Origin of the sequence: Janthinobacterium sp. 61 (assembly GCF_002846335.1) — a bacterium.
Taxonomy (GTDB): Bacteria; Pseudomonadota; Gammaproteobacteria; order Burkholderiales; family Burkholderiaceae_D; genus Janthinobacterium.
Genome location: NZ_PJMQ01000001.1, coordinates 5963200 through 5982921 on the forward strand (window position 1 = coordinate 5963200; position 19722 = coordinate 5982921).

Annotated in this window: 33 protein-coding genes; 30 read left to right on the forward strand and 3 right to left on the reverse strand. The window is 61.2% G+C overall.

Annotated features, from left to right (window positions below):
* Positions 1–31: 31 nt before the first annotated feature.
* From CLU92_RS28395 to CLU92_RS27045, 3 genes are all read right to left on the reverse strand, one after another.
* Positions 32–694 (reverse strand): DUF1566 domain-containing protein, encoded by a 663-nt coding sequence (locus CLU92_RS28395; protein ID WP_257562273.1) that lies wholly within the window; start codon positions 692–694, stop codon positions 32–34.
* 152 nt (positions 695–846) lie between these two features.
* The gene (locus CLU92_RS27615) at positions 847–1245 is read right to left on the reverse strand and encodes a hypothetical protein (protein ID WP_143452663.1); all 399 of its coding nucleotides are present in this window, start codon (positions 1243–1245) and stop codon (positions 847–849) included.
* Positions 1242–2012, reverse strand: a complete 771-nt coding sequence (locus tag CLU92_RS27045) for a LexA family transcriptional regulator (RefSeq protein ID WP_257562285.1) — start codon at positions 2010–2012, stop codon at positions 1242–1244. The genes CLU92_RS27615 and CLU92_RS27045 overlap by 4 nt, the downstream gene beginning before the upstream one ends.
* An 80-nt stretch (positions 2013–2092) precedes the next feature.
* Between CLU92_RS27045 and CLU92_RS27050 the strand changes: the two genes are divergently transcribed.
* The 30 genes from CLU92_RS27050 (at position 2093) to CLU92_RS27175 (ending at position 19678) form a co-directional block, all read left to right on the forward strand.
* A complete protein-coding gene (locus tag CLU92_RS27050; RefSeq protein ID WP_101484389.1) occupies positions 2093–2386 on the forward strand; it encodes a YdaS family helix-turn-helix protein in 294 nt (97 codons plus the stop codon).
* Positions 2387–2389: 3 nt separating this feature from the next.
* Positions 2390–3010, forward strand: a complete 621-nt coding sequence (locus CLU92_RS27055; protein ID WP_101484390.1) for a hypothetical protein — start codon at positions 2390–2392, stop codon at positions 3008–3010.
* Positions 3011–3174: 164 nt separating this feature from the next.
* Positions 3175–4056, forward strand: a complete 882-nt coding sequence (locus CLU92_RS27060; RefSeq protein WP_101484391.1) for a hypothetical protein — start codon at positions 3175–3177, stop codon at positions 4054–4056.
* Positions 4053–4820 (forward strand): replication protein P, encoded by a 768-nt coding sequence (locus CLU92_RS27065; protein ID WP_101484392.1) that lies wholly within the window; start codon positions 4053–4055, stop codon positions 4818–4820. Before CLU92_RS27060 ends, CLU92_RS27065 begins: the two co-directional genes overlap by 4 nt.
* Positions 4821–4829: 9 nt before the next feature.
* Positions 4830–6005: a site-specific integrase gene (locus tag CLU92_RS27070; protein WP_101484393.1), complete on the forward strand. Its 1176-nt coding sequence runs from the start codon at positions 4830–4832 to the stop codon at positions 6003–6005.
* Positions 5989–6438, forward strand: a complete 450-nt coding sequence (locus CLU92_RS27075; RefSeq protein WP_218973477.1) for a hypothetical protein — start codon at positions 5989–5991, stop codon at positions 6436–6438. Before CLU92_RS27070 ends, CLU92_RS27075 begins: the two co-directional genes overlap by 17 nt.
* A complete protein-coding gene (locus tag CLU92_RS27080; protein ID WP_143452664.1) occupies positions 6435–6677 on the forward strand; it encodes a hypothetical protein in 243 nt (80 codons plus the stop codon). Before CLU92_RS27075 ends, CLU92_RS27080 begins: the two co-directional genes overlap by 4 nt.
* Positions 6674–7549, forward strand: coding sequence for a hypothetical protein (locus tag CLU92_RS27620; protein ID WP_143452665.1), 876 nt, complete (start codon positions 6674–6676; stop codon positions 7547–7549). Before CLU92_RS27080 ends, CLU92_RS27620 begins: the two co-directional genes overlap by 4 nt.
* A complete protein-coding gene (locus CLU92_RS27090) occupies positions 7546–7836 on the forward strand; it encodes a DUF4406 domain-containing protein (RefSeq protein WP_257562291.1) in 291 nt (96 codons plus the stop codon). The genes CLU92_RS27620 and CLU92_RS27090 overlap by 4 nt, the downstream gene beginning before the upstream one ends.
* Before the next feature lie 123 nt (positions 7837–7959).
* On the forward strand, positions 7960–8346 hold the full coding sequence (locus tag CLU92_RS27095; RefSeq protein ID WP_101484396.1) for a hypothetical protein: 387 nt from the start codon (positions 7960–7962) through the stop codon (positions 8344–8346).
* 25 nt (positions 8347–8371) lie between these two features.
* On the forward strand, positions 8372–8866 hold the full coding sequence (locus CLU92_RS27100) for a hypothetical protein (protein ID WP_101484397.1): 495 nt from the start codon (positions 8372–8374) through the stop codon (positions 8864–8866).
* Between the two features lie 150 nt (positions 8867–9016).
* Positions 9017–9178: a hypothetical protein gene (locus CLU92_RS27950; RefSeq protein ID WP_180338606.1), complete on the forward strand. Its 162-nt coding sequence runs from the start codon at positions 9017–9019 to the stop codon at positions 9176–9178.
* Positions 9179–9180: 2 nt separating this feature from the next.
* Complete coding sequence (locus tag CLU92_RS27955) at positions 9181–9327, forward strand: hypothetical protein (RefSeq protein WP_180338607.1); 147 nt, start codon at positions 9181–9183, stop codon at positions 9325–9327.
* 1 nt (position 9328) lies between these two features.
* On the forward strand, positions 9329–9520 hold the full coding sequence (locus CLU92_RS27625; protein ID WP_143452666.1) for a hypothetical protein: 192 nt from the start codon (positions 9329–9331) through the stop codon (positions 9518–9520).
* Positions 9517–9975 carry a hypothetical protein gene (locus CLU92_RS27105; RefSeq protein WP_143452667.1) on the forward strand — a complete coding sequence of 153 codons (459 nt, stop codon included), beginning with the start codon at positions 9517–9519 and terminating at the stop codon, positions 9973–9975. Before CLU92_RS27625 ends, CLU92_RS27105 begins: the two co-directional genes overlap by 4 nt.
* Positions 9976–10019: 44 nt before the next feature.
* Positions 10020–10385, forward strand: coding sequence for an HNH endonuclease (locus tag CLU92_RS27110; RefSeq protein ID WP_373918876.1), 366 nt, complete (start codon positions 10020–10022; stop codon positions 10383–10385).
* Between the two features lie 196 nt (positions 10386–10581).
* Complete coding sequence (locus CLU92_RS27115; RefSeq protein ID WP_101484400.1) at positions 10582–11055, forward strand: terminase small subunit; 474 nt, start codon at positions 10582–10584, stop codon at positions 11053–11055.
* A complete protein-coding gene (locus CLU92_RS27120) occupies positions 11052–12740 on the forward strand; it encodes a terminase large subunit (RefSeq protein WP_101484401.1) in 1689 nt (562 codons plus the stop codon). The genes CLU92_RS27115 and CLU92_RS27120 overlap by 4 nt, the downstream gene beginning before the upstream one ends.
* Positions 12741–12743: 3 nt before the next feature.
* Positions 12744–14057: a phage portal protein gene (locus tag CLU92_RS27125; RefSeq protein WP_101484402.1), complete on the forward strand. Its 1314-nt coding sequence runs from the start codon at positions 12744–12746 to the stop codon at positions 14055–14057.
* Positions 14035–14883: a head maturation protease, ClpP-related gene (locus tag CLU92_RS27130; protein ID WP_101484403.1), complete on the forward strand. Its 849-nt coding sequence runs from the start codon at positions 14035–14037 to the stop codon at positions 14881–14883. The genes CLU92_RS27125 and CLU92_RS27130 overlap by 23 nt, the downstream gene beginning before the upstream one ends.
* Positions 14883–16169 carry a phage major capsid protein gene (locus tag CLU92_RS27135; RefSeq protein WP_101484404.1) on the forward strand — a complete coding sequence of 429 codons (1287 nt, stop codon included), beginning with the start codon at positions 14883–14885 and terminating at the stop codon, positions 16167–16169. Before CLU92_RS27130 ends, CLU92_RS27135 begins: the two co-directional genes overlap by 1 nt.
* A gap of 52 nt (positions 16170–16221) precedes the next feature.
* On the forward strand, positions 16222–16383 hold the full coding sequence (locus tag CLU92_RS27960; RefSeq protein WP_180338609.1) for a hypothetical protein: 162 nt from the start codon (positions 16222–16224) through the stop codon (positions 16381–16383).
* Between the two features lie 3 nt (positions 16384–16386).
* Entirely contained in the window at positions 16387–16728 is a 342-nt protein-coding gene (locus tag CLU92_RS27140; protein ID WP_101484405.1) for a head-tail connector protein, read from the forward strand.
* On the forward strand, positions 16728–17075 hold the full coding sequence (locus CLU92_RS27145; RefSeq protein WP_101484406.1) for a head-tail adaptor protein: 348 nt from the start codon (positions 16728–16730) through the stop codon (positions 17073–17075). The genes CLU92_RS27140 and CLU92_RS27145 overlap by 1 nt, the downstream gene beginning before the upstream one ends.
* Positions 17075–17560 (forward strand): HK97-gp10 family putative phage morphogenesis protein, encoded by a 486-nt coding sequence (locus CLU92_RS27150; protein ID WP_180338610.1) that lies wholly within the window; start codon positions 17075–17077, stop codon positions 17558–17560. Before CLU92_RS27145 ends, CLU92_RS27150 begins: the two co-directional genes overlap by 1 nt.
* A gap of 7 nt (positions 17561–17567) precedes the next feature.
* Positions 17568–17789 carry a hypothetical protein gene (locus CLU92_RS27155; RefSeq protein WP_143452668.1) on the forward strand — a complete coding sequence of 74 codons (222 nt, stop codon included), beginning with the start codon at positions 17568–17570 and terminating at the stop codon, positions 17787–17789.
* Positions 17786–18193, forward strand: coding sequence for a DUF3168 domain-containing protein (locus CLU92_RS27160; protein WP_101484409.1), 408 nt, complete (start codon positions 17786–17788; stop codon positions 18191–18193). The genes CLU92_RS27155 and CLU92_RS27160 overlap by 4 nt, the downstream gene beginning before the upstream one ends.
* Before the next feature lie 56 nt (positions 18194–18249).
* Positions 18250–18717, forward strand: coding sequence for a hypothetical protein (locus CLU92_RS27165; protein WP_143452669.1), 468 nt, complete (start codon positions 18250–18252; stop codon positions 18715–18717).
* 110 nt (positions 18718–18827) lie between these two features.
* Entirely contained in the window at positions 18828–19253 is a 426-nt protein-coding gene (locus CLU92_RS27170) for a hypothetical protein (RefSeq protein ID WP_101484411.1), read from the forward strand.
* A gap of 35 nt (positions 19254–19288) precedes the next feature.
* Complete coding sequence (locus CLU92_RS27175) at positions 19289–19678, forward strand: hypothetical protein (protein WP_143452670.1); 390 nt, start codon at positions 19289–19291, stop codon at positions 19676–19678.
* The last annotated feature ends 44 nt before the right edge of the window (positions 19679–19722 follow it).

Genomic DNA, 19722 nt, shown 5'->3' on the forward strand with positions numbered 1-19722 from the left:
TAAGAAAAAAGCAAAGAAAATTGATAAATAGTTAAATTGGCAATCTGCGGACGGCGCGGGCGCGGCCCTCGTACGAGCGGTAGCCGTCGTACTGGCCGCCATTGCCGAAACCCTGACCCCACGCGCGAGAGGGGCCGGCCTGCTCACTGGACCAGTAGTAGCGTGCTTGGAACTGGTCAGGCAGGTTTGCCATGAGTAGTCGCTGCTCAGCACGTGTTGGCAGGGTTGCGCCCTTGGCTTCGGCCCACGCGCATGCGGCTTCCCAGGTGACGTCGTCGGTGTCGCCGTCCAGCAGAACTAGGTGCTGGTCTGGCGCGCCGTCGGCGCCTCGGATGATGCCGGCATACATGCCGCCAGCGAAGGTGCTGCCGATGGCGCCGGGGCCCGCCAGCAGTTCCAGGGCGGAAAGCGCATCGCTGTAGTTCAAGCGGGACATGCGCGCGTCGGCTTGGGCCTGATCCATGCCCCAGGTGTGCATGAACATGGCGCGGATCTCGGCGACGAGTTCGCTGTCTTCGGGCCACAGTTCAGCTTCGACCAGGCGGTCGGCGATCAGGTCGATGGCTGATGCTGGCTTTGCGCCAGGCTGATCGCTGGCATTGGCCTGGATGATTGCGTTGCATACAGCGCAGGTGAGGAAGGGGATTTTGACTGTGGCGCTGAGTTCTGGTGTGCTGCTGGCGGCGTGTGACATTTTCTCTCCATCGGTTGAGGTGGTGCGTCGATGGATGGATAGTAGCACTGCTATTTTTTCAATGCAATAGCAATGCTATTTAAAATTAATATTTTTATGAGAAATAAAAAAGCCCGCACGATGGCGGGCTTTTTCTTGTTCAGATTTTAGGCTTATGTGGGGAATGGCTCGCCGCAACGGCGACACTCATGCGCGTCGCCCGCGCCCATGTGATGACAGTTTCGGCAGATTGACACAGATTTGCTTGTAGCGCCGGAATCAACCGGCTCTGTCTGGGATTGCTCTTGCTCGACTGGGAGTGCCTCATTATTTTGGGGTTTCGAAAGCGACGAAAAACCCACTAAAATTGCTCCGACAACTGAAAGTATTCCGGAAAAAATCAGAAAGCTCTGGCGTTTTGCGATCAGGTCTATATTGGACACCCGCATGTCAGGTGAGGTTACGCCATATCCGTAATCCCTCGCGGAAACACCAACAGTCGTGTCCATAAAAAGACTGAAAGTTGCTAGAATTAGCCCTGCTACAAGTATCAAAATTCCTGCTAATTTCATATCCGCTCCGTTTCCCTTTTGACGACCCTACCGACTACCAGGCAATCACTGTTACTACAGCGCTTCCGTCGATACTTCTGCTGGTCTGGATTGTCAGATGTAAGCCACCATTCGCCAGACTCACGCATGAAGCGCTTAATCACAGCCTCACCTTCATAATTTACTGCGTAGACCTTGCCATCAGTGATCTTTGTGTCAGCCGTATTGACAATCACTAGATCGTCGGCATACAGGTTCGGTTCCATACTCTCACCTTTTACCGACATTGCTATCAGTTTGCCAGGGTTGAAGCCGTTCCTGTCCACCCAGTTTTTACTTACGCTCAATTTGCTACCGTCGTAGATCTCAGGAACTGTTTGAAAGCCAGTTACGCCTGCTGATAGTCGCAGCTGGACCTTCGGGATCTGGTAAAAATCCGGATTATTTGGATCAGCCAAAATTACGTCTTGGTACTCGCCAGCTAATTCCCGCGCGTCAAGTTGAGGCGCTAATGTCGCCGATTGCGAAACATAGTCGATCTGAGAAGCAAGGGTAGGGCTGAATGCGTGCACTTGCACACCAAGCCCGCGCGCAAAGGCTGTGGCCGCCTTTATGTTTAAAGGTCGGTGGCCTGACAGATACTGCCAAACCATGCTTTGAGACCCAAGTCCGTGCTGGGCGCCAAATTCTGCTTGCGACACTTTCGGCTCACGCGTGGCGAACAACTCCTTCAGCCGCGCGGCGTCTTCAAGTTGCCAATGCTCAAGTGTCTTTGTTTCTTTTTTCATGTTCAAAGTATAGCAATGCTATTTAATAGAGCAACGAGCATTGCTATTGACTTGTGCAATAGCAATGCTATTATTGCGGCATGAACCTCTCAACCTACTTGGCAGACTCGAAGATCCGAAAGGCTGACTTCGCCCGGCTTCTCAAAATTTCCCCAGCAGTGCTTCACCAGTGGCTGAAGGGGATACGACCTATTTCAATTCGGTATTGCGCCGCAATCGAAGCTTTGACTAACAAGCAGGTAACTAGGCAAGAGCTACGACCTAACGATTGGATCTTGATTTGGCCTGATCTCGTCACTGCTTCTGGTGGAGGCATTGGCCCTCGAAGTGTCCAGCATTCAACCGAAGCCAGAGTAACTCACACCGAGGAATAAATCATGCGTATTGAGTCGCACAAAACCCTGATCGGCATTCTGCGCGAGCACGTGGCCGACTGGCGCCGCACCGCTGGGCTGTCAAGCGCAAGCGCCATCGACATCATTGTCGCGGCGCATGCGCACATCGGCGGCCCGGCCGTGACCGGTATCCGCTTCGATGCGCATACGGACGAGTTCCAGCGCATGAAAAATAACAGCGACCGCGTGCTGCGTTGGCTCGACGACGAAACCAAGGACACCAATTTCCTACCGGCGAACTTCGTTTTTTCCATCCTCGCCGGCATGCCCGATGACGCGCGCGTGCACTGCCTGAACGACATGCTGCGCCGCTTCGGCCTGTGCGTGCGTGCCATCGAGTCGCAAGACGAGGGCGGCCTGGGCCTGGGCGATATCTGCGACCTTGCCAGCGCCGACGCTGACGCTATGGCGTCGCTTGCGGCCGTTGTGGCCGCACCCACGCAAGCCAATTACGAAATCGCGCTGCGCAAAGCAGCACGGGCCGCCGAGAAGAAGGCGCGCATCGTGCGCATCCTCACCGGCGCGCGCAAGGCGATGTCGCGCACCAAGGACGTGATCCACCGCGTACTGCATCCCACGCGCGGACCTCGTGAAAAAGCGTAGCCCTACAAGTTTCAAGCGGGGCAGCAGCTGCGCAGCTGCGACCAGGCGATTCCAGCCCGCCGGTCACGCCCCGTCCCCATTCACGGCTGGATGGAAGGTTGGAGATCACATGCTGAAACATGGCACATCAACGGAGGCGCCAGTTACACCTGGCTGCAAGGCCGATGCGTGACTACGGAAAGGTCGGCCCCAAGTTCTGGATCGGCGCCACCGGCAAAAAGCTGCGCGCGGCGGGTCCAGAGGCGCAGATCGTCGCCCTGTACCTGATGACGTCGCCGCACGCCAACATGTTGGGGCTGTACTACGTGCCTCAAATGTTCATCGCGCATGAAACCGGGCTGGGCTTGGAAGGGGCTGCGAAGGGGCTTGTAAGTGCTGTCGAAGCGGGGTTTTGTGAATATGACGAGGCTTCGGAGATGGTTTGGGTAGTCGAAATGGCCAAATACCAGATTGCAGATGCTTTGACCGGCAGGGATTTGCGCGTCAAGGGTGTGCAAAACGAGTATGACGCGCTGCCCGCAAACCCTTTCCTGGCGCGCTTCTTCGAGCATTACGCCATCTCTTTTTGCATGACGAGAAAGCGCGGTGCCGGCGACAGTATTGCACCGGTTTTACAAGCCCCTTCAAAGCCCCTTGCAAGCCAAGAGCAGGAACAAGAGCAGGAACAAGAGCAGGAACAAGAGCAGGAGCAGGAGCACGCGACCGTTCCGGTCGCCGCCGCTCCCGCGTCGAAAACCACGCGCAAGCCAGCCAAGACGCCGCTGCCATCCGATTTCACGATTTCGGCCGCCGTCCAGGCTTGGGCCCAAGCCAAAGGCCACACGAACCTGCAGGCGCACTTCGATTCGTTCATCGGCAAGGCGCGTGCCAATGGCTACACCTACGCGGACTGGGATCAGGCGCTGCAGAACGCGATTCGGGAGGACTGGGCCAAGCTGGGTGCGCAGCAGCATGCGCCTCATGGTGCTGCGGGCGGCCGCCCGGCGAAGTTTGACCCGACCGCATTCGTCAATCGTGGCCGAACACAGCCCGGGAGCCGGACATGAGCGAAGTTGCAACTGCTGGCAGCCAAAGCTGCTTCCTGGGCCAGTCCAGCACGGCGCCGGATTCGCGCTGGTTCGAGGTGCATCCGACCCTCAAGGTGTCGATGATCGAGCATCTGTACAACCGCCTCGACGGCGCATACCCGCACTGGTGGGCATCCAATTTCGCCAGCGAGGTAGCGCTGCGGAACTGGGCCGAATCATGGGTCGAGGCCTTCGAGGAAGAAGGCATCAGCCCCAAGGACGTCGCTGTCGGCCTGAAAGCGTGTCGTCTGCATCACCAGAAACCACCGTCGTGTGCAGAGTTTATCCAAGCTTGCAAGCCGTCCTCCAACGCGCCACAGGCTTACCACGAGGCTGTGGAGGGTATACAAGCCCGCCGAAAGGGGGAGGTAGGGGTGTGGTCGCACCCAGCAGTTTATTGGGCCGCCACGCTCCTCTCACGCGATTTGATGACGCAGTCGTACGGCCAGGTCAAGGATCGCTGGGCGGCCACGCTGAGCGCGCAGCTGGCGCGCGGCGAATGGGCCGAGATCCCGGCGCCGGTGCCAGCGCTGCCAGCGCCGGGCAAGGGCACGCTCTCCCGCGAGGATGCGGCCCGCATGCTGGCCGAACTGGAAGCCAGCGGCGTGACCAAGTCGCCACGGGCAACGCATTTCGACCACAAGACGTGGGCGCGAAAGATCATGGCGCGCCTGGCCAAGGGCGATAAATCGCTGCACGCCATGCAGATCACCAACGCCAAGACCGCCCTTGGCATTATTTGAAAGACACGAATGAGTTTTCACCTGTTCCGGGCCGGCAAGGCCAAGAATTACCACTACCGCTTCCAGATCGCTGGCGCGCGCGTCCAGCGCAGCACCCGCGAGAGCAGCAAGGCGAAGGCCAACCTTGTAGCGCAGCGCGCGTACGACGAGGCGCTGATCCTGACCAACGGCGGCAAAGTCGTGCCGACGCTGGCGGCCATGGCGCAGGAATGGCTGGAGGTGAACGGCCCGATCAGCAGTGCCGCGCACCAGCGCAGTGTCGAGACCACCGCCCGGCTGCACTTCTACGACCTGGGCGACCTGCCGCTGAACCAGATCACCACCAGCCACGTCGAGCTGGCGCGCAACCAGCACCTGGTCGACCACAAGCCGGCCAGCGCGAACCACTGGCTGCGCGTGCTCAAGCTGATCGCCAACTGGGCCGTGAAGCGCGAGATTATCCGCTCAATCCCCTGGCAGGTGCGCATGCTTAAGGTGCAGAAGCGCCCGCGCTCGATCCTGCCTATCGTCGCCGTGGCCGAATGGTTTGCCGCGGTCGACCAGGTCACGCGCGCGGATCCATCGGTGGCCACGGCCATTCGCCTGATGTTTGGGCTGGGCCTGCGCGAGTCCGAGGCGGCCGGTGCGCGCTGGGAATGGCTGGACTGGCAGCGCGCCACCTACACGCCCGGCGTCACCAAGGGCCGCGAGGCCGAGCCGGTGCCGGTGCCGGCCTGGCTGATCGAGCAACTGACGCCGCACCGCCAGGTGGAAGGCCTGATCGCCGGCAAGCGCGGCGGTGCCCAGCAGCACCCGCCCGGCTTCGCGCGCAAGGCCATGAAGTCCGCCAACCTGAGCTGCAAGATCAAGGGGATCACCCCGCACAGGCTGCGCGGCACGTTCGCCACCATGCTGTCGGAGCAGGGCGTGCCGATCCAGACGATCCAGGCCGTGATGCGCCACAAGTCGCCGATGACCACCATGGCCTACCTGGAGAAAAACCGGGACACGGCGGCGCAGGCGCAGAACGATATTGCCGAGAAAATCGGTTTTGGGCGTGGCGAGAAAGTGGCGGGAAGTGCCCCGCAAACCCGCATGGATACTAGCCTTCATGATTATCATCAGTCATCAGTTGATGGCATTTCGGGCCCTGAATCGGGGTCACATATCCAGCAAACAGGAGATCAAAATGGCATCAAAAAATAATGGTCAGGCGCGCATGAAAATGTCTGACGTGGTCGAAGGAATCGAGCGCCAAGCGTTCGCGCACGCCGTTGGTGCGAGTTCGCGATGGCTCGGACTCGACGTGGTGCATATCCAGGCCGTGCCAGTCTTGCGCGACGAAACCGGCAACTGGTGGCATCCGGACATGCCGCCTTTTGACGAAGGCGATGGCGAAAAATTCAAAGCATGGCTGAAGGCGCAGGGCCTGGAGCTGAGCCGGGCGGAACTCGGCGACGAGCCGGAAGATCATCCGGCCTACAAGGCGATCTTCGAAGAAGCGAATTGCGACTTCAGCGCATGGGACCCAGAGCCGCCAGCAGGCGCCGGCTGGTTCATGCTGGCGATCAGCGACACCGAGGATGGTCCGGCATGCTGCTGGGTTCGTCGCGCGCCACCGGCGGCGCCAGCGCTATGAGCCGCCGCAGCCCAGCACCGGCGCCGGAAACCCCGGCCGAGGCGGCCTACAAGCGCGACCGCGCCTTGCTGCGCGCGCTGTACACCTGCCAGCCCGTGCTGTTCGACGGCAAGCAGCACTTCCTGCACAGCATGTCTCCCCAGGTGCTGGGCGGCGGGATCTCGACAATTATTTACCTGATGGGCGACGCGACACCGCGCCAGCCCAGCGAAATCACCTTTTTGGAGCAAGCAGAATGATCGACCTCATAGACCTGGTGCGCAGCATTGCCGCCGAAGCGGCGCGCGCGGAAGAAAACACGAACCACCCTTTGCCGTGCACGCCCGGCTCGCCGCTGCTGGCCAGCGTGCGCCAGGCCTGCGTCGAGCGCGGATTCACCGCCAGCGGCGAAGGCGAGCCGGCCGCCGCGCCCCAAGTGGTAGCGGATGAGCGAACCTTGTTCGAAGCATCCGAGCCAGAAATGAACCTGGCGCGTGATGCGGAAGGCGAGTACGAAAACCCATGCGTGGCCAGCGGCTGGAAAAGCTGGCAGGACCGCGCCGCCCTCGCAGCCGCCCCGGTGCAGGCGCAAGAGCCTTTCGCCTACATGATCGTCGATGAAAGCGGCGAAGCGTACTTCGGTGAATTTTGTGTAGCGTCAGGAAAGACCGATTTGGAAGCGGAATTGGAAGGGCTGAATTACGGCCAAGATGGCAAGCCTTACAAGATTGTTCCCGTATTCCGCGCCCCGGTGCAGCCCGTGGCCGTGCCGGCTGGCTGGTGCCAGTTCATCGACGGCGTGAAGACGCAGAACGTCGCCAGGGATACGGAGGAGTTGGGCACTATCAAAAGCATTTTCAAGGTGATGGCCCCCGCCGGCGCACAAGCGGAATACCGCCCCTTCTATTTCGCCGCCCCAGCAGCGCAGGGCGATGCCAAGGACGCGGAACGGCTGGAATTCATCGAGAACGGCACCTTTGATCTGCGCTGCTACAACGATCATGACGATGACGTTTATTGGAACGTGATCGAGCACCACATGGCTGCGCCCATCGAGCGCGAAATCGGCTGGGGCAATACTGCACGCCAAGCCATCGACGCCGCTATCGCTGCCAAGGCGGTGAAATCATGAAAATCTACATCGCGGGCCCGATGACCGGCCTCCCTGAGCTCAACTATCCGGCTTTCGATTCGCTGGCCGCGCAGCTGCGGGCGGACGGTCATGCCGTAATCAACCCGGCAGAGAACCCTGTGCCGCCATGTGGTAGTTGGCTGGGCTACATGCGTATGAGTGTCGCGCAGGTCGCCACTGTCGATTGCGTGGTGATGCTGCCTGGATGGGAGGCATCGCGCGGCGCCACGCTGGAGCACCATATTGCCACGCAATTGAAGCTGTACGTCGTGCACCACGCGGTATAGGAAACGGCAAAACCGTTGGCGGGAAAGTGGCGAAGACCACCCTGCAACGTCGCATATTTCCTCACTTTCATGATTATTGTGAATCATCGGTTAGAAGCACCACCAACAACGAAAGGACGAAAAATGTTCAACTTCACATTCCCCTGGACCAAGCGCCGCGAAGCGCGCAAGGCAGCAGAACAGAAGGCGCGCACGGAGGCCGATTTCGTGAGAGCCATCGTTGCCGTCAGCATGCGCGGTCACGAACGGGCGCAGCGAGCGCGAGCCGATGTCAGCACGGCACCGCGGCGCACCAGCCAGGCCAGCACCACCTACAGTGCTCCAGCGGATACCGGAGCGCCATCGAGCAGCTGGGCGCCGGCCATCGCACCGTCGCACTTGGCTGCCGGCGGCGGCACGTTCGACGGCGGCGGCGCATCGGGCGACTGGGGTGGATCAAGCTGCTCGTCCAGCGGCAGCGATTCGTCGTCAAGCTCGTCGGACAGCGGCAGCAGCTGCTCGTCGGATTAATTTGCAACACAGCACAGGGATTGAAATGCAACGAGAAAAAATTACGCTGGGATGGGCCGGCAAGAGCGCACCAGTGGTCGATATCACTTTCGTCGAGGTCGAGGTCGAGGCTGTGGCGCCGGCTGCACAGACAGCGCCGGCGACCACCGTCGTGGCGGTCACCGCATGGACCGATCCGGATCCACTCGACCTGTGCCTTGAATTGTGGGCCGCCTGGATGGCGCACGATGCTGACCGGGACATGGGCGTCAAGACGATGCGAGGACTGAGTGGGGAGGGCGATGGTCGCGGCGTGGATATGTACGAGGCGCAGCAGGCGACCGACACGCGCATCGCCCAGGCCACCGATGCGATGATCGATAGTATGGCGCGCATCCACACCTGGGCGATCTACACGCTGTGTAGCCAGGCCACGCCATGGCGGTTCCCGAACGCAGTATTTGTAGACGTTGCAATGGAGGCGCGCGCCGAGCTGACCCAGCGCCTTAAAAATAATGTGTGCACTGCTGTTCTGTTCTGATATGATTCGTTCATAGGCGGTTTTCGCACGCCTAAACAAAAGCCCGCCTCTTTGCCGACGCGGGCTTTTTGCATTCCAGATCTCCGCCTTTCCCTGGGCTTTAGCCGCTGACCGCTTCGTGCGCCAGCGGCCTTTTTATTTGAGGTTCACATGTTCGGTCTACTGAAATCCTTGGGCGGCCTAGCTGCCGATGTGGTGCAGGTTGTCGCTGCACCTGTTGAGATGGTCGTCGACGTCGCTGTCGCCGCGGTCAAGCCTGTCGCAGAGGTGGCAAAGGAACTGGTCGCCGACGTCAAGAGCCTGAAGGACTGAGCATGTTCGATTTCGACTTCCGCCGGATGTTCATCACCATCGCCCTGCTGGGGGCGGTAATCGGTGGCACTACTATTGCACTCGTGCTGCTGGCCTGGCCATGGCTGTGGGCGTTGGTCAAGCCGGCGCTGCACGCCTGGACCGTGTGATATGAGCCCACGCCACTACCGAGACATGATTATCCGCGCCAGCCAAGCCGGCGACATGCGCCGTATCGACCAGCTGGCCACGCAGTTGGCCAAAGCTGAAGAGGCGCGCCGGCTGCTGCAGGCGCTTACCCACTGTCCAGCCTGCGCCGCCAGCGCGGCCGCGGGGCTGATGCCTGACGCCACCACCGCATGAAAGGCTCGACCATGCACCAGAACCACTTCCACACTGGCATCGAGTTTGCGCGTGCAGCAGTCAAGCACTTCAACCTGCCGGCCAACACCTTGGCGGCCATGACGATGATTACTGGATCCGATGAAGTGTTTGGCTTGGCGATCAATATCGCACTGACCGCAGACGATCTGGCAGGCATCGCCGACCACATGGACGGGCGTACGCCGCCAGCAGTCGCGGCAGTCGCGGCCCACGCGGCCCACGCGGTGGAAGAGTTGAGCATCAATGCTTGGGCCAACGAGCGCGACACGCTTCTGCAAGGCATGTCGTTCGATGCCTGGCTGTGTCACCACGCAGGCGTTGCACATGCCGCCGAGGCCATCGGCTTTGACGCCTGGATGCGCGAAAGAGCCGAGTGCGCGCATCAAGCAATGATGCGGCACGCCCGCCGCGGCGGTCAACCTTACGGCTATTGATGGGACGGCTAACCTCGCTTAAGCCGCGCTTGCAGCAGCAGGCCATGAGCCGCGCGCCTGTGATGCAGCCAGGCTCATGGCGCACCGATCAAACGAGCAGCACCAAGCGCGGCTACGGCTACGCCTGGCAGAAGGCCCGCGCTGGCTATTTGCGCAGCCATCCGCTGTGCGTATACTGCCTGCGTGATCCGGCCTATGCGCCCATCCGTGACATGGCGCCCAGCACGGCCATTTTACGCTGTGCTGAGTTGGGCTTGGCTGCGCCGATGGCCTCCGTAGTCGACCACATCGAGCCGCATCGTGGCGACCAGGTGCTGTTCTGGAACAAGGCCAATTGGCAGTCGCTGTGCGGTACCCACCACAGCGCAGATAAGCAGCGTGAAGAGGCGGCCCATCGGCGTGGCGAATAGATGGCACCAAAGCAACATCGGGTAATGTTTCAAAAAAGAAATGTTATTATTGTTGCAAAATAACAACATGCATCAAAAGAAATATTTCAAAAAAGCAACATCAGGGGGAGGGGGGCGAAAAGTTCCCGGCCCCTCGCCGACCTAGACCGCGTCCTCTCCCACGCGCAGAATTTTTCCCTCACTGAGGATTTTGTTAATGGCTTTAACAGGCAAAAAGCGTGCGTTCGCCGATGCCGTTTTGGCCGGCCGCAGCAATAAGGATGCGGCGATCGTGGCCGGGTATAGTCCGGCGACAGCATCGGCCGCCGGCTCGCGTCTTGTTAAAGACCCGGCCGTGGCCGAGTACCTGAAGGCGGCTCGCGCCAACATTGTCCCTGGTGCGCCGGCGGCCCTGCCGCCAGCTGCTCCGCCGGCGCGCCCAACGTTCGATCTGAACCGCGCGCTGCAGCATACGGACCCGAAAACGTTCTTGATGGCGGCGATGAACGATATCGAGCTGGGCGAGAAGCTGCGCATTGATGCCGCCAAGGCGCTGATGCCCTTCGTGCACAAGAAGCCCGGCGAGATCGGCAAGAAAGAGGAAAAACTGGATGCAGCGCAGAAGGCCGCCGGTGGCCGCTTCGGCGCGCCGCCACCGCCGCCCCGCCTGGTGTCTGGTGGCGGTAAATGACGCCGTATCCGGAGTGGACCACCGCATGCCACGACTGGGAGGCGCGCATTGTTGCCGGCCTGCCGCTGACACCATGCCCGCCGCTCTATCCCGACCAGGCCGAGGCGGCGCTGGCGATTTTCAAAGAGCTGCGCATGGTCGACGCGCCCGGCAGCCCGCGCATGGGCGACGTGGTGCGCGAGTGGGTGCTCGATTTTGTAGCAGCCATCTTTGGCGCCTACAACGCCGACACCGGGCGCCGGCTGATCAAGGAATTCATGCTCCTGATCAGCAAGAAAAACGGCAAGTCGACCATTGCGGCCGGGATCATGCTGACGGCGTTGCTGATGAACTGGCGCCTGGAGGGTGAGTACATCGTCCTGGCGCCAACGAAGGAGATTGCGGACAACAGCTACAAACCGATGGCGGCCATGATCAAGGCGGACGACGAACTGGCCGCGATGCTGAAGGTGCAGGATCACATTCGCACCATCACCCACCTGACCACCAACGCCACGCTCAAAGTGGTGGCGGCCGACGGCGAGACGGTGTCGGGCAAGAAAGCCATCGGCGTGTTTATCGACGAGCTGTGGCTGTTCGGGAAAAACCCGCGCGCCGACGCCATGCTGCTGGAGGCAACGGGAGGCCTGGCCTCGCGGCCCGAAGGTTTTGTAATTTTCGCGACGACACAGTCGGACGACCCGCCGGCCGGTGCATTCCTGTCGCGGCTGCTGTATGCCCGTGGCGTGCGCGACGGAACAATCCATGATCCCGCGTGTTACCCGATTTTGTATGAGTTCCCCGAGCACATGATCAAGGCAGGGGCGCACCGGGATGTGCGCAACGCCTATGTAACGAACCCGAACATGGGCACATCGGTTGACGAGGAATTCATCGAGCGCGGCTTCCGCCAGGCGCAGGAAAAGGGCGAAGTGGAGTTCCGCGGCTTCCTGGCCAAGCACTTAAATGTGCAGATCGGCCTGGCGCTGATGTCGAACCGATGGCCGGGCGCCGATTTCTGGGAGCAGCAGGGCCTGCGCCCAGCGCTGACCCTACACGACCTGCTGGCGCGCAGCGAGGTTGCCACCGTCGGCATTGATGGCGGCGGCCTGGACGACTTGCTGGGCCTGGCGGTGATCGGCCGCGAGCGCGAGACGCGCCGCTGGCTGCTGTGGACTAGGGCATGGGCGCACCCTTCGGTGATGGAGCGGCGAAAAATCGAAGCCGCCCGCTTCGAAGACTTTGCCAAGCAGGGCGACTTGGTACTGGTCGAGCGTATCGGCGAGGACGTCGAGCAGGTGGCAGCTGCCGTGCTGCAAGTGGAGCAATCTGGGCTGCTCGACAAGGTGGGCGCGGACTCGGCCGGCATTGGGGCCATTCTCGATGCGATGGTCGAAGCCGGCGTACCGCAGGAAAAGATCGTCGCCATTTCGCAAGGCTGGCGCCTCGGTGGCGCGATCAAGACCACCGAGCGCAAGCTGGCCGAGGGCGTGATCGAGCACGGCGGCCAGCCGATGATGGCCTGGTGCGTGGGAAATGCCAAGGTCGAGCCGAGAGGCAATGCCATTTTGATTACCAAGCAGGCGTCAGGGTCCGCCAAGATCGACCCGCTGATGGCGACATTCGACGCCGTCTCCCTGATGGAACTTAATCCGCCGGCGCAAGGTGGTTCGGTGTATGAATCGCGTGGCATAAGGACTGTATAACCCATGAGCTTTTTAGATTTCTTCCGGCCAGCAGCAGAGCCGGAGGCACAGTCACGTCCGGTCGATCATGAAGTAGAACCGGCGCCGGTCGCCTCAGCGCAGTCGGCACCGAACGTCCAGGCCTCAACCGGGCACCTGTTTGCCGGTCTGGACGATCCCGACCTGCTGGCATTCATGCGCACCGGTGGCGGCACAGCGTCGGGTGCCTACGTCAATGCGTCGAAGGCGCTGCAGAACATGGCCCTGTTGCGCTGCGTGACGCTGATCTCGGAATCGATCGGCATGCTGCCGCTCAACCTGGTCGAGCGCGGCGACGAAAAGCGCTATGCCACCGAACACCCGCTGTATGACATTTTGAAGGCCAAGCCGAACAGCTGGCAGACCGCCTACGAATTCAAGGCGCTGATGCAGCTGCGCGTGATGATGCACTGCAACGCCTACGCCCGTGTGATCTGGTCGCGCAACCAGGTGCTGCGCCTGATCCCGATGTGCCCGAAGCGCGTGACGGCCGAGCTGGACGACAGCTGGAACATGGTCTACAAGTTCACCCGCAAGGATGGCCACCAGATCACGCTGCCGGCGGAAGAGGTATTTCACCTGCGAGACCTGTCCGAAGATGGCGTTGTGGGCCTGTCGCGCGTTCGCCTGGCGCATGAGGCCATCGGCATCGCGCAGCAGGCCGAGAAGGCCGCCGCGCGGCTGTTCAAGAACGGCGTGATGGCCGGCGGCGCGCTGTCGGCTGCTGGCGCACTTACCGACAAGGCCTTTGGCCGCCTGCAAGAATCGATCAACGACAAGACCGGCTCCGAGAATGCCGGCAAATGGATGATCCTCGAAGAGGGCTTGAAGGCCGAACAGTTTGCCAACACGGCTGCCGATTCCCAGCACCTTGAAAACCGCAATCACCAGATCGAAGAAATCGCGCGCGCCATGGGCGTGCCGCGCCCGCTGCTGATGATGGACGACACATCCTGGGGTAGTGGGATCGAGCAGTTGGCGATCTTGTTCGTCCAGTTCTCGCTGCAGCACTGGTTCACCATCTGGGAGCAGGGCATCGAGCGCACCCTGCTGTCGAAGGATGACAACAAGAAGCTACGCGCCAAATTCAACGAGCGTGCGCTGCTGCGCGGCACTCTGAAGGACCAGGCTGAATTTTTCACCAAGGCACTGGGCAGCGGCGGCCACGCGCCGTGGATGACACAAAACGAAGTGCGCGAGCTCCAAGACCTGGCACGCTCCAATGACAAGGGCGCCGACGAGCTGCGCGCGCCCGCCAACCAAGCGAAGACACCCAATGACCTTGTTAAAACTGCCTGAAATCAACGCCGCCCAGGGCCTGGGCAATATCCAGTTCGACATGCGCCCTGACGCGCTCGAGCGCTGGGAGCCAGGCATCCGCGCCGCGGCCGATGACGGCGCCGCCACCATTTCCATCTACGACCGCATCGGCGAGTCGTATGACGGCGAGGGCGTCACCACCAAGCGCATTTCCGCCGCCCTGCGCAATATCGGCGCGCGCGACGTGGTGGTGAACGTCAATTCGCCCGGCGGCGACTTCTTCCAGGGCGTGGCGATCTACAACCTGTTGCGCGAGCACAAGGCCAAGGTCACCGTCAAGGTGATGGGCATCGCCGCCTCGGCCGCGTCGGTGATCGCCATGGCCGGTGACGAGATCCTGATGGGCGACGGCGCCTTCCTGATGATCCATAACGCCTGGGCCATGGCGATCGGCAACCGCCACGACATGATCAAGGCCTCCGAACAGCTGGCGCCGTTCGATGCGGCCATGGCTTCGGTCTACGCCGCCCGGTCCGGGCTGAGCGCGGGGGAAGCGGCCGCCATGATGGACAAGGAAAGCTGGCTGGGCGCGGCGCAGGCCGTCGAACAAGGCTTCGCCAGCGGCATCCTGGCGCGCGAGCAGATGGGCCACGATCCCGAGGCCAGCGCCGACACGAAATATCTTGCGATGGTGGAAGCCGCCATGGCCCGGGCGGGACACTCCCGTTCGGTGCGCCGCGAAGCCATCAAGTCCCTGTTTTCTGGCACGCCGGGCGCTGCTGGAAAAGTCGCCACGCCGAGCGCTGGCACCAAAGAAGTAGCAGCGTCACTGCAAACCCTGATTAATAATCTGAAAGGCAAGTAATGAAAAAAGTAATGATGACCAGCATCGCCACGGCGATGATCGCCAGCGCCATGGCGGCGCACGCTGCCCAGGCCAGCCAACCCGTTCCGCGCGGTATTGTCTCTGTGCACGCCGATGGCGATGTGAATGCGCTGATCGAAGGCGTCAACAAGGCATTCCATGATTTCAAGGCCGAGCACACCAAGCAGCTGGACGAAATCAAGAAGGGCAACGCCGACGCGCTGCAGGCGCTGAAGGTGGACAACATCAACGCCGACATCGCCAAGTTGCAGGCGGCTGTCGACAAGGCCAACGAGCAGATCGCGGCGTCCGCAATGAATGGCGGCGGCGTGGCCCTGAAGGACAAGGAATATACCAATTCCTTCCAGTCCCACATGCAACGTGGCACCGTCGAAGCGAGCATGAACAAAGGCGCTGCGCCAGAAGGCGGTTTTCTGGCGCCAACCGAATGGGATCGTACGATCACCGATCGTTTGCTGGTGGTATCACCAATGCGCGGTATCTGCTTCGTGCAACCGACGTCGAAAGACAGCTTCACCAAGCTTTTCAACAACCGCGGTGCGACCTCTGGCTGGGTGGGTGAGGCCGCTGCGCGCCCAGAAACCAATACGCCAACGTTCGGCAGCTTGACCTACAAACCTGGTGAGATTTACGCCAACCCGTCGGCAACACAGCAAATGCTCGACGATGCCGAGGTCAATCTGGAGGCCTGGCTGGCTGGCGAAGTCGATGGTGAATTTGCACTTCAGGAAGGCGCTGCATTCCTGTCTGGCAATGGTGCTGACAAGCCAACCGGCATCCTGACCTACATTACCGGCGGCGCCAATGCGGCGGCACACCCTTGGGGCGACATTAAAACCGTCGCCAGCGGCTCGGCGGCCGCCTTGACCTCGGATGGCATCATCGACCTGATCCATGCCCTGCCCGAAGAGTACACGGGCGATGCGCGCTTCATCATGAGCCGTACGACCCAAGGCTCTATTCGCAAAATGAAGGATGGCCAAGGCAACTACCTGTGGCAGCCGTCCATGCAGGCAGGCCAGCCTGCAACCCTGTTGGGTTACTCCATCACTACGATGCCCGGCATGCCGGCGGTGGCAGCCAACAGTACGCCGATTTTGTTTGGCGACTTCCGTCGTGGCTACATGATCGTCGACCGTATGGGCATTCGCGTGCTGCGTGACCCGTACTCGAAAAAGCCTTACGTCCAGTTCTACACCACCAAGCGCGTCGGCGGTGGCCTGCTGAACCCCGACACCATCAAAGCCCTCAAGGTCTCGGCATAACTGGAACGCCCCGGTCCACCCCGGCCCGGGGCTGCTATTGAAAGGAAAAATCATGATTTTCAGCAAAGAGTTTCTCGGCGTGCGCGACGGCGAAATCTACCCGACCACGTTCCAGCCGGGCGACGAATGTCCGCCTGAACTGGTCGACGCAGCCCAGAGCCTGGAAGTGCTCGAAGCGCCAGAAGCGGACGAGTCGAAGAAAAAGGGCAAGTAATCCATGTTCCTGACAGCTGAACTGGCCAAGGGCTACCAGCGCATCGTCGGCAACGACGAGGACGACGTGATCACCCTGATCCTGTCGGGCGCCGAAAGCGCTGCGCTGACCTACCTGAACCGCCAGGTGTACGCAGACTCGGCATCGATGGCGGCCGCTATCGATGCCGGTACCGCCGGCTTGTTCCCGATGGTCATCACGGACGATATCAAGGTCGGCATCCTGAAGCTGTTCGGCGACATGTACGAGAACCGCGAGGACAGCGTGCTGGCAGTGTCCGTGGCTGAGCTGCCGCTGGGCTCGCGCGAGTTGTTGCGGCCACACCGTATCGGGAATGGCGTCTGATGCGCGCCGGCCAGCTGGATCGCCGTATCACCATCGAGCGCCCTGGCGTCATCGATGGCGAATACGGACCGCAGCCTGGCGGCTGGGTGCAGGTCGCCGGGCGCGTACCCGCCCAAGTGCAGGACGCCTTGCCCAGCAAGTCGGAAACGGTGGAGGACGGCCTGGCCGTCGCCACGCGCCCGGCGCGCCTGCGCATGCGCTACCTACGCGGTATCACTTCCGCCATGCGCATCACGCTCCATGGCGACACAGACGTGATTTTTCAGATCGTCGGCGGACCGGCCGAGATTGGCCGCCGGGAATGGCTGGAAATGACAATCGAGCAGTATTCAACCCAGGGGCAATGATGGCAGACGACCGTAATATCTCCGGCGGCAAGGCACTGGACGATTTCCTTAAATCCTTGCCGGTCAAGGTCGAGCGCAACATCCTGCGCTCGGCCCTGCGCCAGGGTGCCAACGTATTCAAGGCCGAAGTGCGGGAAAACATCCCGGTCGGCAGCGGCGAACTGCGCCGCAGCGTGCGCGTGGTGACCAAGGCCAAGGGCGGCAAGGTGACGGCATCAGTGCGCGTCGGCAACAAGCGCGCCTGGTATGGCCCGATGGTCGAGTTCGGCACCAAGCCGCACAAGATCGTGCCGAAGAAGAAGGGTGCGCTGGTCATCGGCCAGACCCGCGCCATGGTGGTGGACCACCCGGGCGCCAAGCCGCACCCGTACATGCGGCCGGCATTCGACACCAAGCCAGATGCCGCCATCTCCGCCGTGGGCGCGCAGATCCGCAAGCGCCTGACTGCCGAGGGCATCAATGTGCCGGCGGCCGAAACCGATTAGGACGACCATGAAAATCAAGATGCTTAAAACCATTCCAGGCTCGATCGACGGAGTGACCGTGATCGAGCTGCAGGTCGGTACCGAATACACCATGACCGATGCTGCGCGCGGCGTGCGCCGGGCTGCCGCCTACATCCGCCGCAGCGAGGCCGTCGAAGTCATCGAATCCACCATCGGGGACGACCAGGTGGCAGCAGCGCCGGTAACCAAGGCGCGCGCCAAGAAATGAGCGCCATCAAAGTGATCCGCGCGCTGCTGGTCGCGCACGCGCCGATACTGGGCCTGGTGCCGGCGGCGCGCATCGTGGCCGGTACTGTGCCGCAGGGCATGCCGCTGCCTGCCATCGGCCTGACCGAGATCAGCCGGGTCGAGCTGCCCACCGTGTCGCTGGGCCAGCGCGCCGTCCAGGTTACCGCGCGCGTCCAGGTCACGGTGCACGCCAGCACCTATCCCGACCAGAAGGCCGTGCTGCAGGCGGCCAAGCTGGGTCCAGGCGCGCATACCGGCACTGTCGCCGGCGTCACCGTGCGCAGCGTGATGCGCGATGTGGTCGGCCCGGATATGGGCGATGCTGATACCGGCATTTATCAACAGTCGCGCGATTTCAAGGTGGTGTACGTCGAAGACAATTAGACGTCACCTCAGTTTTTCAGCCCGCCCGTATCGCAATTTTGCGTGCGGGCTTTTTTATGAAAGGTATCAAAATGACATTCCAGAGTGATTTCGAGACAGTCGCAGGCACAAAGCTGTACGTTTGTGCGGTTCGTCCTGCAACCGATACGGTAGCGGCATATGCAGCCCTCACGTGGGTGGAGGTTGGTGAGCTCACCAATGTGGGGGGCGTCAAGGGGCGCGAATACAGTACCTCGACAGCTTCGGTGGTCGGTAACGCGCAGGATCGCGAGAAGAAAAGCAGCTGGAAGCTGCCCAATGCTGAATTTGAATGTCTTTGGGTCGAAGAAGACGCCGGCCAGATCATCATCGAAGCGGCATCGAAGGACAATAGCATTCCTGCTTTCAAACTCGAAAAGCAGGGCGGCGGACTTCGTTACCTGACAGCCCAAGTCCTGAAGTTTGTCGAAAATCTGGGCACCAGTAACGACACAGTCAAGGGCGCCTTTACCCTGCTGCGCCAGAGCGACACCCTCACCGCTTAAGCGGTAACCAAAACGGCCTCAGGCCACCCCAGCACCGACCTGGTCCGCTTCGCCCTTCGAGGGGCGGGCGGGCTTGGCACGGGCTTTTTATCTCCCTCGAAAGGTACACCATGGATATCCGCAAATTCGCAGTAGAAGAAACCGCCGTCCTGCATCTGAAAGATGCCAACGACGAGCTGATGTACGCCGACGGCGCCGATGGCAATCCAGACACGAACAAGCCGATGCGCATCAAACTCTACGGCCCCGGCTCGAAGAAGTACGCCAAGATCCAGGCGGCAAATAATAATAAGCTGTTCACCCGCCTGAAGAAAAAAGGCAAGGAAGACCAGTCGGCAGACGACAAGGCGCAGGAAAGCGCCGACACGTTGACTGCGCTGACGCATTCGTTCGAGAACATCGGCTATGACGAGTTGGGCGGCGAAGCGCTGTACAAAGCTGTGTATCTGGACACCAGCATTGGCTTTATCGCCACTCAGGTCAACGCCTATTTGAATGACTGGGCAAATTTTACGAAGGCCTCGGCGACGAACTAAGCCTGTTCGTGCGGCACAGCGCCTGGCTCGGCGCCGTGCCAGAGGCGAAGGAGGGGGCGCGCGCTGACAGCGCCGAGTTGTCCCGCCGGGAACGGATCGAGCGTGACGGCGGAGAAATCGAAATGCCACCGTTCGATGACGGTGAATACCTGATTGCCTACCTCTACGAGATGGGGCTGACCGTGGCGGCTGGCATGGGCACTGGTCCTGTGACCTTTGCCGAGATGGCTGCCTGGCAGGCCGCGCGCGGCTTCGAACTGGAACCGTGGGAAGCGCGGCTGTTGCGGCGCCTATCGGTTGATTATGTGGCCGAAACGCACCGGGCCACGAAGCGAGACAGCCAGCCACCTTGGGGTGGAACCGTTGCTGTGCTCGTCAGCCAGAATAAAGCAGCTGCCCGCGCCCTTGAACTGTTTCTTGCATAGACCGTCCATGTGGCGGTCTTTTTTTTGTCTGCCGCCCACGAGGC